Annotated in this window: 9 protein-coding genes; 4 read left to right on the top strand and 5 right to left on the bottom strand. The window is 73.2% G+C overall.

Annotated elements, in window-relative coordinates:
- Positions 1-248: 248 nt before the first annotated feature.
- The 3 genes from FH715_RS02350 to FH715_RS02340 all read left to right on the top strand — a co-directional run bounded on the left by FH715_RS02350 (position 249) and on the right by FH715_RS02340 (position 8,163).
- A complete protein-coding gene (locus tag FH715_RS02350; protein ID WP_139640279.1) occupies positions 249-896 on the top strand; it encodes a hypothetical protein in 648 nt (215 codons plus the stop codon).
- Positions 897-1,168: 272 nt separating this feature from the next.
- Positions 1,169-3,238: an SPFH domain-containing protein gene (locus tag FH715_RS02345; RefSeq protein ID WP_139640278.1), complete on the top strand. Its 2,070-nt coding sequence runs from the start codon at positions 1,169-1,171 to the stop codon at positions 3,236-3,238.
- Between the two features lie 74 nt (positions 3,239-3,312).
- Positions 3,313-8,163: a DNA repair ATPase gene (locus tag FH715_RS02340; RefSeq protein WP_246108492.1), complete on the top strand. Its 4,851-nt coding sequence runs from the start codon at positions 3,313-3,315 to the stop codon at positions 8,161-8,163.
- Positions 8,164-8,587: 424 nt separating this feature from the next.
- Here the strand turns inward: FH715_RS02340 and FH715_RS02335 are convergent, their stop codons facing one another.
- The 5 genes from FH715_RS02335 to FH715_RS02315 form a co-directional block, all read right to left on the bottom strand.
- Positions 8,588-9,568 carry a hypothetical protein gene (locus tag FH715_RS02335; RefSeq protein WP_139640277.1) on the bottom strand — a complete coding sequence of 327 codons (981 nt, stop codon included), beginning with the start codon at positions 9,566-9,568 and terminating at the stop codon, positions 8,588-8,590.
- A 49-nt stretch (positions 9,569-9,617) separates the two neighbouring features.
- A complete protein-coding gene (locus FH715_RS02330; RefSeq protein WP_139640276.1) occupies positions 9,618-10,370 on the bottom strand; it encodes a hypothetical protein in 753 nt (250 codons plus the stop codon).
- Positions 10,367-11,746: a WXG100 family type VII secretion target gene (locus tag FH715_RS02325; RefSeq protein ID WP_139640275.1), complete on the bottom strand. Its 1,380-nt coding sequence runs from the start codon at positions 11,744-11,746 to the stop codon at positions 10,367-10,369. Before FH715_RS02325 ends, FH715_RS02330 begins: the two co-directional genes overlap by 4 nt.
- Before the next feature lie 6 nt (positions 11,747-11,752).
- Positions 11,753-12,052, bottom strand: coding sequence for a hypothetical protein (locus FH715_RS02320; protein ID WP_139640274.1), 300 nt, complete (start codon positions 12,050-12,052; stop codon positions 11,753-11,755).
- 172 nt (positions 12,053-12,224) lie between these two features.
- On the bottom strand, positions 12,225-12,521 hold the full coding sequence (locus FH715_RS02315) for a WXG100 family type VII secretion target (RefSeq protein ID WP_139640273.1): 297 nt from the start codon (positions 12,519-12,521) through the stop codon (positions 12,225-12,227).
- Positions 12,522-13,141: 620 nt separating this feature from the next.
- Here FH715_RS02315 and FH715_RS02310 point away from each other — a divergent pair.
- Complete coding sequence (locus FH715_RS02310) at positions 13,142-17,710, top strand: FtsK/SpoIIIE domain-containing protein (RefSeq protein WP_139640409.1); 4,569 nt, start codon at positions 13,142-13,144, stop codon at positions 17,708-17,710.
- Positions 17,711-17,730 lie beyond the last annotated feature (20 nt).

Below are 17,730 nucleotides of genomic sequence, written 5' to 3'. Positions count from 1 at the left end.
GGCACGGGGTCCGGGAGGGGGCCCGGCGGGTCCCTGCGTCACTGGTTTCCGCGTCCCCTTCCGGGCGCCGGTCGGCCGTTCCTGTGATCGGTAGGAGCGGGCGTGGCGGGGATGCTGACGGCCCGGAGGAGAGGAGGAGTATCCGGTGATTCGTCCCGGTTCCGGTCGTGCGGGATGCCGAACGGCACTGGCGCGGCGGGGCGTTAAGGATGTATTAATGAAAGAGACGTGACCTTGCGGGGGGTGACATGGCGGACTTCTTCTCCACGGCGTTGGAGTTTCCCGCCGTGGTCTTCTCGCTCCCGCTCGCCGTCGTCCTGCTCTACTGGCTCTTCGCGCTCGCCTTCGGCGTCGGCGCCGGAGCCGTCGACGCGGCCGACGGCGTCGCGGAAGGAGGCGGGGGCTTCGGCTGGTTCGGTCTCGGCGGTGTGCCGCTGGCCGTTCCGCTGTCCCTGCTGACCGCGCTGGCCTGGTTCGCCTCCATGGCGGGCGGCGAGCTGATCGACGACGAGGTCGGTCGCGCGCTGGTGCCGCCGGTCGCGCTGGTGCTCGGCTGGGCCGGGGCCTGGCTGGCGGTCCGCCCGCTGCGACGGCTCTTCGAGCCGGAGTCGGGGCTTTACCACAGGGACTTCGTGGGCCGGGTCTGCGAGGTGCGCACCAGCAGGGTGACCGCCTCCTTCGGCCAGGCCGAGGTCACGGCCGACGACGGCGGCACCGCCGTCGTGCAGGTCCGCGCCGAGGGCCCCGAGGCCGCCGAGCTGGCGGCCGGGCGCCGGGCGCTGATCTACGGCTACGAGGCGGACGGCGGGTTCTTCTGGGTCGCGCCGTACGACGCGGGTCCGTTGGACCCCGGCCCCGACGAACCGGGGCCCGGGCGAAACCGGGCACTGGACTGACGCGTCCTCACTCCTGAGGCCACGACTTCTCCACAGTCCTTCAGACCACACGCACTTCCGACACGTGGCGGCGCCGCCGCGCGCGGACGGCACCGGCCGACCGCGCCCAGCCGCCACGCGCCCCGGCCGACGCCGGGGCCACGACCCACGCGTTGCCACGCAACGCCGAACGGGGCGCCGCCGCGCGCCCATCCACGGAGTCAAGTCCGCGATCCGTCGCGGCCGGCACGGGCCCGGTGCCCGCCGAAACGAAGACACAAGGGGGGCCATCCATGGACACTCTCGGGACCAGCCTCGGCGTACTGATCGCCGCGGCGCTGATCATCATCCTGGCCACGTTGTTCCTGCTCACGCGACTCTTCCGCAAGGTGGAGCAGGGCAAGGCGCTGATCGTCTCCAAGGTGCGCAAGGTGGACGTCACGTTCACCGGCGCCGTGGTGCTGCCGGTGCTGCACCGGGCCGAGGTGATGGACATCTCCGTCAAGGCGATCGAGATCGGCCGGACCGGCAAGGAAGGGCTGATCTGCAAGGACAACATCAGGGCCGACATCCGGATCTCGTTCTTCGTCCGGGTGAACAAGACGGTTCCCGACGTGATCAAGGTGGCCCAGGCCATCGGCACCGAGCGGGCCAGCGACCGGTCCACGCTCCAGGAGCTGTTCAACGCCAAGTTCTCCGAGGCGCTGAAGACCGTCGGCAAGCAGCTGGACTTCGCCGACCTCTACACCAAGCGTGACGAGTTCCGCGACCGGATCATCGCCGTCATCGGCACCGACCTCAACGGCTACAGCCTGGAGGACGCGGCGATCGACTACCTGGAGCAGACGCCGCTCGGCCAGCTCGACGCGCACAACATCCTGGACGCCCAGGGCATCCGGAAGATCACCGAACTCACCGCCGCGCAGCACGTGCTCACCAACGAGTTCCAGCGCAACGAGGAGAAGGAGATCACCCGGCAGAACGTCGACGCCCGCGAGGCCGTGCTGGAACTGGAGCGCCGCCAGGCGGACGCCGAGATCAAGCAGCGCCGCGAGGTGGAGACCGTCCGCGCCCGCGAGGAGGCCGAGACCGCCCGCGTCCAGGCCGAAGAGCGGCTCCGCGCGCAGGGCGCGCACCTGAAGACCGAGGAAGCCCTCGGCGTGCAGAACGAGAACCGCGAGCGCGAGGTCGCCGTCGCCAAGCTCAACCGCGACCGGGTCGTCGCCATCGAGAACGAGCGCATCGAGAAGGACCGGGTGCTGGAGGTCATCGCCCGCGACCGGGAGACCGGGCTGTCGCGCATCGCGGCCGACAAGGAGATCGAGGGCGAGAAGCGGGAGATCGCCGACGTGATCCGGGAGCGGATCGCCGTGGAGAAGACCGTCGCCCAGCAGGAGGAGGAGATCAAGCGGCTGCGCGCCGTCGAGGAGGCCGAGCGCGACCGCCAGGCCGTGATCATCGCCGCCGAGGCGGAGGCGCAGGAGCGGCTCGTCAAGGACATCAAGGCCGCCGAGGCCGCCGAGGCCGCCGCCACCCACCGGGCCGCCGAGAGCCTGACGCTGGCCGAGGCCAAGCGGAAGTCCGCCGAGCTGGAGGCGCAGGCCGCGATCCGGCTGGCCGAGGGCCGCAAGGCCGACGCCGCCGCGCCCGGCATGGCCGAGGCCGAGGTGCAGGAGCGGATGGCGCAGGCCATCGCCGCCACCCGGCACGCCGAGGCGGAGGCCGCCCGGCAGATGGGGCTGGCCGAGGCCGAGGCGCTGCGCGAGAAGATGGGCGCGGAGGCCACCGGCATCAAGGAGAAGGCCGAGTCGATGGCCGTCCTGGACGCCGCCAGCAGGGAGCACGAGGAGTACCGGCTGCGGCTGGAGGCCGACAAGGACGTCCGGCTCGCCGGCATCGACGTGCACCGGCAGATCGCCGAGGCGCAGGCGAGCCTGGTCGCCGCCGGGCTGGAGAACGCCAAGATCGACATCGTCGGCGGCGACTCCGTCTTCTTCGACCGGCTGGTCGGAGCCATCTCCGCCGGCAAGAGCGTCGACGGCTTCCTGGACCGCTCCGAGCACGCCCGCACCCTCGTCGGCCCCTGGCTGGACAAGGAGGGGTCGACGTTCACCGAGGACCTCTCCCGCATGGTGGGCGGCCTCGGCGCGGGCGGGCTGCGCGACCTGACGCTGGCCGGGCTGCTCAGCGGCCTGATCTCGCGCGGCGGGGACACCGGCGGACAGCTGGGCGGGCTGCTGGAGACGGTGCGCGCCCAGGGCCTGGGCGACCTGCCGCTGGCCGAGCTGGCGGGCGCCGCGGGCGCCGGAGTCAACGGCCGGCCGGCCAAGGGCGACGGGCCCGTCCTGGAGAAGCGGCCGTAACGTGACGCCGGCGGCCCGTCCCCCACGTCGGGGGCGGGCCGCCGCGCCCGGGTCGGCACGGTGGAGAGACGAACGTGGGGGTAGCGAGGGTGGAGACGCGCGAGCGTGAGACGCCGGCGGGCGCGGCCGAGGCGCCCGACCGGGGCAGCTACGAGGTGCTGAGGGACCGACTCGTGGCCGCCGCCGGCGAGTTGGGGGAACGGACCAGGCGGCTGAACGCCGACCGGGTCGCGACGTTCGGCGGCGGCGAGCTGGACCTGGTCGCCACCGGCCGGCTGCGCACCGAACGCGACAGCCTGCCGAGAGACCTGGTGCGCGTCGGCGACGCGCTGCTCTTCGGCTACCGGGTGCCGCCGGCGCCCGGCCAGTCCACCGGCGTCGGCGACGTCTTCGGGCTGCACAGGGCCGACGGCGACGGCTTCACCCCGGTCGGCCCCGACGCGGTGCCCGGGCTGCTCGACGACCCCGCGTTCCAGCGGGACTTCGCCGAACTCTTCCGCTACTTCCAGCAGTCCTCGCTGCTGCGGCTGCGGACCGTCGGAAGCCTGCTGCTCGCGGTCTTCCGCACCGGCGAACGGATCGACGACATCCGGGTGCTGCGCTGGCGGCTGCACCCCGACGGGCGGCCCGAGTACGTCGACGCCAAGGGCGAACGGGACCATGTCCAGCCCGCGGCGCACGAGATCACCTGGGTGCCCGCCACCCGCGACGACCAGGTGCCGGCCGCCGCCCCCGGGCAGCACCCGCACCTGGACGTCGCCGGCGTCCTCCGCCTGGCCACCGGCGGCGGCACCCTCACCCTGCGCACCGCGCAGGACGACCAGGACGGCGCGCCGCGCCACAGCGAGCCGCTGGCCGAGCCGCTCCAGTCGCTCGCCGACGCCCGCGTCGCGCACGCGCGCGTCGGGCCGCTGCTGCTGCTGGACGTGCTGCCCTACAACGAGACCGACCACCGCTACCTCGTCCACAACACCCGCACCGGCGACATCACCCGGCTCGACGGCGTCGGCCGCGGCTGCCGGGTGCTGCCCGAGGACCAGGGCGTGATCTTCCCCGGCGGCTACTACCTGTCGGCCGCGCCCGCCGGCTCCGCCGCCCGCACCTTCGACGTGGACGCCGACGGCCTGGCGTTCGAACGGCTGCTGCGCTCGCCCAACGGCGAGGACCTGCTCTACGTCTTCCGCGACGACGCGCGCGGCCGGGCGCTGCTGCTGCCGTACAACCTGATCGACAAGTCCGTGCGGAACCCGATCAGCTGCCTCGGCTTCGCGCTCTTCGACGACGGCCGCCTCGTGGTCTGCCGGGCCGGCGCCGCCGAGGCGTCCCGCGTCCACCCGGTGCAGCTGTGGGCGACGCCGTTCGCCAGCGAGGAGCACGCCGCCGCCCAGCCGGCCGGCACCGGGCCGCTCGCCAGGATCGGCAACGCCGACCTGGTCCGCGGCGTCTCCGACGCGTTCACCGTCGTCCGGATGGCCACCGAACTGGAGCCGGACACCGCCGTGTTCGAGGCCGTCGTCGGCGCCTGCGACCGGCTCACCGACCAGTACCACTGGCTGACGCTGCCCGAGGCGCACGCCCTGCACGAGCCGGTCGGCACGCTGCGCGCCACCGCCGAGCAGGTCATCGCCGAGTACGAACGGGTGCGGGAGCTGCGCAGGCAGGCCGCCGCCACCCTCGCCGAGGCCGACGCCGAGGTCACCGGGCTGGTGCGGCGGGCCCGCGGCGAGGCGCCGCGCGGCGCCGCCGACTGGGTCACCCTGCTGACCCGGCTGCGCCGCGCCCAGGGCCGGATCGCCGCGCTCCGCGACACCCGGCACATCGACACCGGCGCGCTGGACCGGCTCGACGAGACCCTCACCGAGTCGCTCGCCGCCACCGGCCGCCGCGCCGTCGCCTTCCTCTCCCGCGACGACGCGTTCGACGAGACGCACACCGCCATCGCCGAACTCGCCGAACGCGCCGCCGCCGTGGAGAGCGTCGCCGACGCCGCGCCGCTCGCCGAGGCCTGCGCCGAGCACGCCGACGAACTCCGCACCGTCACCGAGGTGATCGGCACCCTGGAGATCGCCGACGCCGTCGTCCGCACCGAACTCCTCACCCGCATCGGCGAGGTCACCGGCGCCGTCAACCGCGCCCGCGCCGTCCTCGACGGACGCCGCCGCGAACTGCTGGAGAGCGAGGGCCGCGCCGAGTTCGCCGCCGAGTACGCGCTGCTCGGCCAGGCCGTCACCGGCGCGCTCGCCGCCGCCACCACCCCCGAGGAGTGCGACGAACACCTCGGCCGGCTGCTGCTGGCGGTGGAGAACCTGGAGGCCAGGTTCGGCACCTTCGACGACTACCTGACCCAACTCGCCGACCAGCGCGAGGAGATCTACGAGACCTTCGCCGCCCGCAAGCAGGCACAGCTCGACGAGCGCGCCCGGCACGCCGAACGGCTGGCCGCCTCCGCCGAACGCGTCCTGGACACCGTCGGCCGCCGCGCCGGCGCCCAGGGCAGCCAGGACGAGATCAACGCCTACTTCGCCGCCGACCCGCTGGTCGCCCGCGTCCGCGCCACCGCCGACGAACTACGCTCCGTCGGCGAGGACGTGCGCGCCGACGAGATCGAGGGGCGGCTGACCGCGCTGCGCCAGGAGGCCGGGCGCACCCTCCGCGACCGCGCCGAACTCTTCGGCGCCGACGGCACCATCCGACTCGGCCGCCACCACTTCACCGCCTCCACCCAGCCCATCGACCTCACCCTGGTGCCGCACGACGGCGGCCTCGCGTTCGCCGTCACCGGCACCGACTACCGGGCCGCCGTCACCGACGCCGAACTCGCCGCCGCCCGCCACTTCTGGGACCAGCCGCTGGCCTCCGAGTCACCCCAGGTCTACCGCGCCGAGCACCTCGCGGCGACCGTGCTCACCGAGGCCGGCGACGCCGAACTCGCCGCGGCGGCGGCCGAGGACCAACTGCTGCCGCTCGTCCGCCGGTTCGCCGAGGCCGCCTACGACGAGGGGTACGACAGGGGCGTCCACGACCAGGACGCCGCCCACATCCTCGGCGCCGTGCTGCGGCTGCGCGAGGCGGCGGGGCTGCTCCGCTTCCCGCCCGAACTCCGCGCCTGCGCCCAGCTGTTCTGGGCGCACGGCACCACGGAACCGACCCGTTCCGCGCTGACCACCAGGGCCCAGTCGCTGGCCCGCGCCCGCGCCACGTTCGGCGCGACGGCCGCGGTCGACGCGCTCGGCGACGAACTCACCGAGGCCGTCGGCGCGTTCCTCGGCGCGCTGCCGCCGGAGGCGGGTCTGCCGCGCGAGGCGCCGGCCGGTGTCGGCCCCTACCTGCTGGAGGAACTGGCCGCCGGCGGGCCCGCGTTCGTCACCAGCCCCGCGGCCGGCACGCTGCGCGGCGACTTCCACTCGGCGCTCGGCGAGTCCGGCGTCAAGGAGCTGGCCCAGGACCTCGCGGCCGTCGGCACCGACCTCGCCGCCCGCCACCAGCTGGTCACCGCCTGGCTGACCGCGTTCACCGGCGCCCAGAGCCGCGACGCCACCGACCTCCCCGAGGCCGCCGCCCTCGAACTCACCGCCGACACCCTGGACCACCGGCCGGTCGACGCCGAGCTGACCGCCGTCATCAGCGGACTGCTGGGCAGCCACCCCCGGCTGGAACGCGGCGAACTCCCCCTGCGGCTCGACGAGTTCCTCACCCGCACGGAGACGTTCCGCACCGAACGGGTACCCGCCCACCGCGCCTACGTCCGCCGCCGCAACGCGCTGCTCGACACCGAACGCCGCCGGCTGCGGCTGGAGAACCACCGGCCGCGGGTGATGCCGGCGTTCGTCCGCAACCGGCTGCTCGACGAGGTCTACCTGCCGCTGATCGGCGACAACCTCGCCAAGCAGCTCGGCGCCGCCGGCGCCGAGCGGCGCACCGACAGCCAGGGCCTGTTGCTGCTGCTCTCCCCGCCCGGCTACGGCAAGACGACGCTGATGGAGTACGTCGCCGCCCGCCTCGGGATGGTCTTCGTCAAGGTCGACGGGCCCGCCCTCGGCCACCACACCACCTCCCTCGACCCGACGGCCGCGCCGGACGCCGCCGCGCGGCGCGAGATCGAGAAGCTCAACTTCGCGCTGGAGATGGGCAACAACGTGCTGCTGCACCTCGACGACATCCAGCACTGCTCGCCCGAGCTGCTCCAGCGCTTCATCCCGCTGTGCGACGCGCAGCGCCGCATCGACGGCGTCCGCACCTCCGACGGCGCGGCCGTCAGCCACGACCTGCGCGGCAAGCGCTTCGCCGTCTGCATGGCGGGCAACCCGTTCACCGAGTCCGGCCACCGCTTCCGCGTCCCCGACATGCTGGCCAACCGCGCCGACGTGTGGAACCTGGGCGAGGTGCTGACGGGCCGTCAGGAACTCTTCGCGCTCAGCCACATCGAGAACGCGCTCACCGCCAACCCGACGCTGGCGCCGCTCGCCTCCCGCGACCGCGCCGACATCGAGCTGCTGGTGCGCCTGGCGCGCGGCGACGAGACCGCCTCGGCGGAGCGGCTGCGCCACCCGTACACGCCGGCCGACCTGGAGCAGATCCTCGCCGTGCTGCGGCTGCTGCTGCGGGTGCGCGACGTGATGCTCCAGGTCAACGCGGCGTACATCGCCTCCGCGACGCAGGAGGACGCCACCCGCGTCGAGCCGCCGTTCCGCCTCCAGGGCTCCTACCGCAACACCAACCAGATCGCGGAGCGGATCGTACCGGTGCTCAACGAGGAGGAGTTGGAGGCGCTGATCGACGACCACTACCGGGCGGAGGCCCAGACCCTCACCACGGGCGCGGAGGCCAACCTCCTCAAACTCGCGGAGCTGCGCGGCCGGTTGACCCCGGAGGAGGCCGCCCGCTGGGCCGCCCTGAAGGGGACCCCTCAGGCCGGGGCGGCCTGAGGGGTGCACCTGAAGGGGCGCGGGGAACTGCGCGCATGCTGTGTGGCGGGGGTTGGTCGACTACTCACCTGGCCGGTGGGGGCGGGTTGTCGTCTGCGGCCCGGTGGTGGGTTGCTCGCGCAGTTCCCCGCGCCCCTTCTGGGCCGGTGGGCGGCTTGGGGGCGCGGGGAACTGCGCGGTGCATTTGTGGCGGGGGTGAGACGACTACGGTGCCGTACCGGCCGGGTGGGTTGTCGGCGTGAGCCCGGTGGCGGGTTGCTCGCGCAGTTCCCCGCGCCCCTTCACCGGCGGTGGGCGGCTTGGGGGCGCGGGGAACTGCGCGAATGCTGTGTGGCGGGGGTGAGACGACTACGGTGGCGCACCGGCCGGGTGGGTTGTCGTCTGCGGCCCGGTGGGTGCCTGTCGCGCCGGTGGGCGCTCCGGCTCAGCCGGCCAGGCTGACCGCCGTGGCGATCAGGTAGCACCCGACGAAGAACGCGGCCAGCCGGACCACCCCGGCCCCCACGTACCGCCAGTAGAAGCGCCGCACGGCCAACGCGTTCTCCGGCAGCCGGGCCAGCGTCGCCGCGGGGGAGCGGCGACCGCCGCCGGTCAGCCGCCACAGCCGTTCGGTGTGCAGCGCCGGCACCCGCCAGCCGGCCAGCACGCCGCTGGCCACCATCTGGTGGCGCAGCCACGCCAGTTCGTGGCGCCAGCCGACCTTCTGGGTGCGTGGCACCCGGTCGCCCGCCGGCCGCCACTTCAGGAAGCAGTACCGGAAGCAGAGCGACCAGCCGACCGCCACCACCGCGACGACCAGCAGCAGGGGCGCGTTCTCTGACGGCGCCGCCAGCACCGGCGCCGCCGCGCCGAGGGTGCCGACCACGGTCAGTGCCCCGACGCCCCAACCGGCGAGCGTCCAGCGGAAGTTGCGGAACGGCGCCGTGCGCATCCCGTGCACCAGCTCCCGCTGGTCACGCGGAGCGAACGCCGTCAGCCCCGAGGTCGAGCGCTGGTACAGCTCCTCCGCACGCCCCCACAGGGCCGCGCCCCACGCCGGGCCCAGCGGCGGCAGCGCGTACAACTGCGCGAGCTGCGCGGCCCGTTGATCCTCACCGGCGCGGAACTCCGCGCCCAGCGGCCCGTGGCGCGGGGTGAGCCGGCGCAACGCCAGCCACGTCCCCCACAGCGACACCGCCGCGACCGGAACGCCGGGCAGCAGCCAGCCGGCCCACTCCTCGACGTTCGTCAGCGGCATCGCGACGCCCGCCAGCACCGCCAACGCGGCGACGGGGACCGCGAGCAGCGCCAGCACCAGCGGGGCGACGCCCGACCGTTCGTAGTGCTGCCGGTCGAGCGCCACCAGGTAGTCGTTGATCGGCCGCAGCCGGCCCAGCCAGTCCCCGTCTCCCGTCGTCACGTTCATGACCACCATGATGCCCGCCGGGTCCCCCGATCCCGGCGGGCCGGCCCCCTCAGGCGGGGGCGCCCCGCAGGTCCCTGGTGAAGACCACGTCGTCGCCCTTGGCGGCCTTGGCCACCGTGTCCGGGTCGAACGAGACGGTGCGGGCGATCTTCGCCAGGTGATCCCCGAAGACCGGGGTGTGGCGCAGGGTCGGCGTCGCGATGGTGAAGTAGACGCAGTAGTCCCTGGGCGCCGGCATCGCCAGCTGGAGGAAGGAGATCCCCAGCTTCGGCGGCGGGCCGTGGCCGATGCCCTCGGGACGCGTGAACGTCATCGACCGCAGCGAGATCGAGGTCACCGCGGGGCCGCCCGGCAGCTTGGTCGCCATCAGGGTGTCCTGCGGGCCGCGCGAGCCCTTCGCCAACCGCTCGTCGATGTCGGTCAGTTGGTCCTCGGGCACCTCGCCGAAGTACTCCTCCTTCTTCACCCGGTAGATGGACTCGGCCGCGATCAGCGCCGACTCGTGTCCCGTCGGCAGCAGGCCGACGACCAGCATCCCGAGCGCCAGTGAGCCGTTCTCCACGCTGATGTGGAGCGCCGTCTTGCACACCTCGTCGACCTGGAGCATCGGCAGCACGCGCGGCATGTTGTCCATCGCGTAGTTCCGGCCCTCGCCCTCGACCGTCGGCATCAGCCGGTCCAGGGTGTGCGACCACTCCTCGGGCGAGGGCGAGTCGGGCAGCGGGACGTAGCTGTCCGGGATGCGCGCGGTGAAGTCGATCGGTATGCCGGCGCCCTCGGCCGGCTCGGCGGGGGCGCTCATGCCGCGACCTCAAGGCCGCTGAGGAACGCGCCGTCCGTGCCGGTGAGCACCGAGTCCGGGGTCAGCGCCGCGGGCACGACCTCCGGCATCGGTATCGGGTCGCCCGGCGGGGTGACCTCCGGCATCGGGATCGGGTCGCCGGGCGGGGTGACCTCGGGCATCGGCACCGGACCGGAGTCGCCGACGGGCGGCGGCACGAACTGGGCGTCGGGCGCCATGTGCTCGCCCGCCAGGTCGCCCAGGTCGGCGATCGGGCCGATGATCGGGATGTCGCTGAACGTGGTGCCGTCGTCGTTCATCCGCCGCCGCTGGCTCTCCGCTGAACCGGCGTTGCCGAGGATGTTCCCCGCCCAGTCCATGCCGCTGCCGACCAGCGACCAGCCGCGACCGGCGCCGCCGAACCCGCTGAATATCCCGGCCACGGGGCCCGTCGCCCTGGCCGCGCCCGCGATGCCGGAGCCCAGCACGCCGAGCCCGCCGGTGGCGACCGTGATCAGGTCGAAGCCGATGGTCTCCCAGGTGACGCCCTCGGCGCCGCCGGCCATCGCCATGCCGTGGAAGAGCAGCCCGGCGGCGCCGGCGCCCAGCCCGATGTAGCCGCCGATGGTGCCGATCGCGCCCAGGATCAGCGCGGCCGTGCCGCCGCTGGCGACGAACAGCCCGATCACGGCCACCGCGAGGCAGATCACGCCGACCACGGCCGCGATGTCGGCGAAGATGTCGCCGATCAGCTTCCAGGTGTTGGGGTCGGTCAGAAAGTCGACGATGTCGGCGACCGCGTTGCCGATCGACTCGAAGAGTCCCGGCTCCGGCGGCGCGTCGTCCGCGGCGGCGGAGAGCGCGCGCGAGGTGTCTTCGGCGGCCTCCTGGTAGTCCCGGTGCAGCTGCTCGGCGCGGCGGATCACCTCGTTGAGCGCGGCGTTCGCGTTGTTGAGCGCGTTGCCCCTGGCGCGTTCGTCGTCCTCGTGCTCGGAGAGCTCGTCGTCGTCCATCTCCGAGGTGTCGGACGGCAGCGAGTCCACGGCCGACTGCGCGCTGGCGACCTGCTGTTGGGCGGTGGCGGCCTCCTCCTCCAGGTGGCGTGCCGTCTGCTGGAACCGGTCCAGGTCGTGCACCCAGTGCTGGAGGGCCCGCGCGGCGGCGTCCAACGCGTTGACCGCGCGCTGGAGATAGGGCGGCACCTCGTCGAACGTCTCACTGAACGCGTCGGCGGCGCGGCCCACCCAGATGCCGCTTGAGGTGTTGATCGCGGTCAGGGTGGTGTGCGTGGACGAGCTGAGACTCGCCACGTCGTGGATGGTCTGGGCCACGGACTCGGCGGCGGCGAGGTCGCCGGGGCACGGGTCGAAGCCCAGGTTCGGATACGCGTCACTCATGGTTGGTCAGGCCCCGCTTCCGCCCTCGTTGAGGGCACGTTCCAGCTCCTCGTCGGTGGCGGTGTAGGTCTCGGCCGCGTTGATCGCGACATCACCGATACCGGAGGTCAACTCCGAGAGCTGGCCGAACCCGTAGTCCCAGGAGTCGGCGAAGTCGTCACACCTGCTGCCCAGGTCGGGGGGCCCGATGCGGGAACCGCTGGCGTCGGCGAGACTGCGCGACGCCTCCCGCATGTCGTCGCCGCTCGCCTCCAGCCGGGCCGCCAACTCCCTGACCTCGTCCTCGAAGAATCTCAAGAAGGACATCTCGCTACTACTCTCCCCGTCGTCTCCCCGTCGTTCCCCCGTCGTGCCGTGTGCTCCCGCCCGGCCCCTCGCGTGCGCCTCCCGGGCCGGGGCGGACGGCCCCCGGCAGCCGAAAGGGCGGCGCCGGATGTCACGAGGACACCCGGCGCCGCCCTCGACGCGCAGGCGGGGATCAGCCGCGGATGGCGCCTTCGAGGCCCTCGTCGGTGTCGCGGTAGGTGTCGGCCGCGGTCTTGAGGTAGGTACCCATGCCCTCAAGACCCTCGATCACCTTGCGGGCACCCTGGGTGAACTCGCGGTACGAGTCGTCGAAGGCACGCGAGGCCCGGCTCGTCACGAAGCCGGTCTGGACCAGGTTGTCGATGTAGCTCTGGAGCGACGACAGCTTCTGGTCGATCTGCTCCCGCTCGTCGATGAGTCGGTCCCCCGCCTCCTGCATATCGTCATAAGTCACATCCATATCGCTCATGGCGGTCCCCTCCTCTGGCCCTGGCGGGAGGCGGCTTCCTCCCGCAATTCGTTGAGGTACTCACCCTACGTGGGCGGCACTTCGGACGAAAGCCCGGTCTCGGTGCCTTCCTCGCGAGTCGTTCGCGCCCTCAACGACACGAAGGACGCCACTCGTTCCCCGACGGTTGCACCCGATCCGCACGAACATCGCCGAGCGCCCTCCCACCGGCCCCGACGCGCCCACGCGCCCCGCACGACCCCCCACACCGACCCCACACCCGTCCCGGAAAGGCCCCGGAAAGAACACGGGTCGGCGTGAACCACCACCACCCCCGAACACCTCACGCGCCGGCTCGCGCCCCCTGTGGCGCACGCCCCGTACGCTGGCGTCCGGTAAGCGCCTCCCACGCGCCCGATCCGCTTCCGGAGCGGCGAAAACTGCGGCATCGTGGGAGAAGCGACCAACCGACGGGAACCAGCGGCGTTTACCGCGTCATCTCTCACCGTGGCGATGGCCCGGCCGCGCTCCGCGACCGTTTCGAAGGCCGTCCACCGTCCCGGCGTTCCTGTCGGTGCGGGATGCGATGATTGAGCCGGTCTCGACCAGAAGGAGACCGTGTCAGCAACGGGAGGATGAGTGTGCGCCTGACCCTGACAGTAGTAGACCCGGTCGGGGGGCATCGGGCCGACACCGTGGTCGACGCCGACCCGGAGACGCAGATCGCGGACCTGACACCCGAGTTCACGCAGGCGGTCGGCAGCCGATTCGCGCCGGCGCAGGCCGGCGGCCAGCCCGGGTACGCGGAGGCACCGGGTGGGGCCCACCTCTTCGTCAACGGCGAGTACGTCGACCCCGGTCTCACGCTGGCCCAGTCCCCGCTGCGCGAGGGCGGCGTCGTCAGCCTCCACAACCCCAGCGGCTGCTGGCCGCCGGAGCCCAACGGCCTGGTGGAGCTGCGCGTCGTGGGCGGCCCCGCCGCCGGCGCCGTGCACCGCATCGGCGTCGGCAAGGTCGAGATCGGCGCCGGACAGCAGGTCCACATCCACGTGCCGGACCCGACGCTGCCCGACCGCGCGATGACCCTGCGGGTCGCCGCCGAGGGCACCTGCCACGTCACGGTCTACAGCGACGAGCAGCCCCTGATCGACGGCGAGCCCTTCTTCCACAACGAGGGCGACCGCGCCGTCTGGAAGCTGGGCAAGCAACTCTCCGTCGGCGACTCCCTCTTCGAGCTGACCCCCTACTTCCCGCCGGACGCCGCGCTCAAGGTCTCCGAGGACGGCGCCGGCCTCGACTACAACCGCCCGCCGCGGCTGCTGCCGCCCGAGCGGCAGACGCAGTTCCAGCTCCCCAAGCCGCCCGGCGAGCGCGAGAAGCGCCCGCTGCCCTGGCTGATGGCGATCCTCCCCGTGGTCGGCGCCGTCGCCATGGCCTCGATCACCGGCCGCTGGCTCTTCCTCATGATGGCCTTCATGAGCCCGGTCATGCTGCTGTCCAACTACTTCATGGACAAGAAGCGCGGCCGGATATCGCACGCCAAGAAGCTGGAGGAGTACAAGGAGCGCAAGGCCAGGATCGAGAAGGACGCGCGCGACGCGCTGATCGCCGAGCGGTTCGCCCGTCGGCACGCCGCACCCGACCCGGCCACCGTGCTCACCCAGGCCACCGGGCCGCGCACCCGGCTCTTCGAGCGCCGCCGCACCGACGACGACCACCTGCTGCTGCGCGTGGGCACCGTCCAGCTGGACTCGGAGGTCGTGCTCACCGACCCCGAGCAGGACGAGCACAAGCGCCAGGTCGCCTGGAAGATCGCCGACGCCCCCGTCACCCTGCCGCTGCGCACCCTCGGAGTCATCGGCTACGCCGGCTCCGGGGACTCGGCGCGCGCGCTGGCCCGCTGGTCCGTCGGCCAGATCGCCGTGCTGCACAGCCCGATCGACGTCCAGTTCGTCATGCTCACGGACGGCACCGGCCAGTACAGCTGGGAGTGGATGCGCTGGCTGCCGCACTCCAGGCCGGCCCCCGAGCAGGACACCAACCTCCTGGTCGGCAACGACGCCGAGACCATCGGCGCCCGCGTCGCCGAGCTGACCGCGGCCCTCGACGCCCGCCAGAAGGCGGCCAAGCAGGCCCGCTCCAACGGCACCTCGTCGTTCAAGGACCCGGACATCGTCGTCGTCTTCGACGGCTCCCGGAAGATGCGCTCGCTGCCCGGCGTGATCCGGCTGCTGCGCGAGGGGCCCTCGGTCTCCATCTTCGCGCTCTGCATCGACGACGAGGAGCGCTTCCTGCCCGGCGAGTGCCAGGCCGTGGTCATCGCCGAGCCCAACCCGGACCGCGCCGCCAAGAGCGGCACGCGGCAACCCGGCTTCGCGACCGGCTTCCACACCTTCCTCGCCGTCCCCGGCAGCGCGTTCCCCGGCCAGGCCGGGCCCTCGGCCCCCGCGCCGACGGTCTCCGCCGACCGGCTCCGCGTCGAGCAGACCGGCGCCTGGCGCATCCGCGGCGTGCGACCCGACTGGGTGCTGCCCGAGTGGTGCGAGCTGATGGCCCGCTCGCTCAGCCCCATCCGCGACATCAGCGGCGAGTCGGAGGACGCGGCGCTGCCCTCGGCCTCCCGGCTGCTGGACGTCATCGAGATGGAGCCGCCGTCCCCCGGCGCCGTCGCCGCCCGCTGGCAGATGGGCGGCCAGTCCACGGAGGCGGTGATCGGCGAGTCCTACGACGGCGCGTTCGCCATCGACCTCCGCAGGGACGGCCCGCACGGCCTGATCGCCGGCACCACCGGCTCCGGCAAGTCCGAGCTGCTCCAGACGATCGTCGCGTCCCTCGCGGTGGCCAACACCCCGGAGAACATGACGTTCGTCCTCGTCGACTACAAGGGCGGCTCCGCGTTCAAGGACTGTGTGCAGCTCCCGCACACCGTCGGCATGGTCACCGACCTCGACAACTACCTGGTGGAACGCGCGCTCTCCTCGCTGGGCGCCGAGCTGACCCGGCGGGAGCACATGCTCGCCGACGTCGGCGCCAAGGACATCGAGGACTACCAGGACCTCATCCGGCGCAACCCGGGCCGGCTGGCCCCGCTGCCCCGACTGCTCATCGTGATCGACGAGTTCGCCTCGATGGTCCGCGAGCTGCCGGACTTCGTGAAGGGCCTGGTCAACATCGCCCAGCGAGGCCGCTCGCTCGGCATCCACCTGCTGCTGGCGACCCAGCGGCCCAGCGGCGTGGTCTCCCCGGAGATCCGCGCCAACACCAACCTCCGGATCGCGCTGCGCGTCACCGACGGCAGCGAGTCATCCGACGTGATCGACGCGCCGGACGCCGGCTTCATCGCCAAGTCCACGCCCGGTCGCGCCTACGTCCGGCTCGGCCACGCCTCGCTCGTCCCGTTCCAGTCGGGGCGCGTCGGTGGCCGCCGGCCCGGCACCGTCGACCCGGCGGTCTCCCGGCCCTGGTCCGGCCAGCTGGAGTGGAACAACCTGGGCCGCGCCGCGCTGAAGAAGCCCCCGGGGGCCAAGTCCCAGGAGGAGGAGATCACCGACCTCAAGGTGCTGGTCGACGCGGTGATCGAGGCCGACCGCCAGCTCGGCTTCCCCAAGCAGCACAGCCCCTGGCTGCCCGCGCTCGGGGACAGCGTGCTGCTGCGCGACCTCGAACACCCGGCGCCCGCCGGCATGTTGCCCGCCGCCCCCTACGGCGTGGAGGACCTCCCCACGCAGCAGGCGCGGCGTTCGGTCGCCATCGACTTCCGCACCTTCGGCCACATGCTGGTCGGCGGCGCGCCGCGCAGCGGCCGTTCCCAGATGCTGCGGACGATGGCCGGCTCCCTGGCCTGGGTGCACTCCACGGCCGACGTCCACATCTACGGCATCGACTGCGGCAACGGCGCGCTCAACGCCCTCACCCGGCTGCCCAACTGCGGCGCCGTGGTCACGAGGAACCAGGTCGAGCGCGTCCGCCGGCTCATCCGCCGGCTCCGCCAGGAGATGGACCGCAGGCAGGACGTGCTGGCCGCCGACGCGCTGGCCGACATCAACGAGCAGCGCGCCAGCGCCGAGCCCGACAAGCGGCTGCCCCACCTGGTGGTGCTCATCGACCGCTGGGAGGGCTGGGTCTCCACCCTCGGCGAGATCGACCACGGCGCGCTCACCGACGAGGTGTTCGTGATGATGCGCGAGGGCGCCTCGGTCGGCATCCACGTCGTCATCGTCGGCGACCGCAGCGTGCTCTCCGGGCGGATCTCCACGCTCACCGAGGAGCGGTACGCGATGCGGCTCTCGGACCGCTCCGACTACTCCAACATCGGCATGGCGGCCCGCAAGGTCCCGGAGAACATCGCCGACGGACGGATGTTCCGCAACCAGGCGCTCACCGAGATCCAGGTCGCGGTGCTCGCCGAGGAGCTGTCCGGCCAGGCGCAGGCGGCGGCGCTCGGCGCCATCGGCGACTGGGCGACCCAGCGGGACGCGGCGGTGCCGCGCAACCGCCGGCCGTTCCGCGTCGACGTCCTGCCCAGCCGCCTCACCTTCGCCGACGCGTGGGAGATGCGGGACCCGGACACCTCCAACTCCCGCCTGTGGGGCCTCATCGGCGTCGGTGGCGACGAGCTGATGGGCTACGGTCCCGACCTGGCCCAGGGCACGCCCGCGTTCATCATCGCCGGCCCGCCCAAGTCCGGCCGCTCCACGGTCCTCACCATGCTCGCCAAGTCCTACCTCGCGCAGGGCGTGCGGGTGGTCGTGGCCGCGCCCCGGCCCTCGCCGCTGCGCGACCTGGCCGGGCAGGAGGGCGTCGTGCAGGTCTTCACCGGCGACGACCTCGACGAGAAGGACCTCCGCGAGGCGGTCTCCACCTCGTCGGTCGAGAACCCGATCGTCGTCCTCGTCGACGACGGCGAGGACCTGCGCCGCTGCGACGCGGCGGACGAGTTCAAGGCCCTGGTCACCCAGGGCTCGCAGCTCGGCCGCTATCTCGTGCTCGGCGGCGACGAGGGCGAGATCTGCGGCGGCTTCTCCGGCTGGCAGGTCGACGCGAAGAAGGCCCGCCGAGGCGCGCTGCTCTCGCCGACCACGCACCGCTCGGGCGAGCTGATCGGCGCGAAGCTGCCGCGCAGCGCGGCAGCCGAGCAGCCGACGCCGGGGCGCGCGATCCTGCACCTCGGCGACGGCACGCCGTTCTCCGTCACGACCCCCGCGCCGTGACCTGACCGCCGCCCGCACCG

Source organism: Streptomyces sedi (genome assembly GCF_006335015.1).
GTDB lineage: Bacteria > Actinomycetota > Actinomycetes > Streptomycetales > Streptomycetaceae > Streptomyces > Streptomyces sedi.
This window is presented reverse-complemented; position numbering and strand designations above follow the sequence as displayed.

Excerpts from the sequence above, each read along its gene's own strand:
- FH715_RS02350 (WP_139640279.1), top strand. The coding sequence starts at position 249 with ATGGCGGACTTCTTCTCCACGGCGTTGGAGTTTCCCGCCGTGGTCTTC.
- FH715_RS02345 (WP_139640278.1), top strand. The coding sequence starts at position 1,169 with ATGGACACTCTCGGGACCAGCCTCGGCGTACTGATCGCCGCGGCGCTG.
- FH715_RS02335 (WP_139640277.1), bottom strand. The coding sequence starts at position 9,568 with ATGAACGTGACGACGGGAGACGGGGACTGGCTGGGCCGGCTGCGGCCG.
- FH715_RS02330 (WP_139640276.1), bottom strand. The coding sequence starts at position 10,370 with ATGAGCGCCCCCGCCGAGCCGGCCGAGGGCGCCGGCATACCGATCGAC.
- FH715_RS02325 (WP_139640275.1), bottom strand. The coding sequence starts at position 11,746 with ATGAGTGACGCGTATCCGAACCTGGGCTTCGACCCGTGCCCCGGCGAC.
- FH715_RS02320 (WP_139640274.1), bottom strand. The coding sequence starts at position 12,052 with ATGTCCTTCTTGAGATTCTTCGAGGACGAGGTCAGGGAGTTGGCGGCC.
- FH715_RS02315 (WP_139640273.1), bottom strand. The coding sequence starts at position 12,521 with ATGAGCGATATGGATGTGACTTATGACGATATGCAGGAGGCGGGGGAC.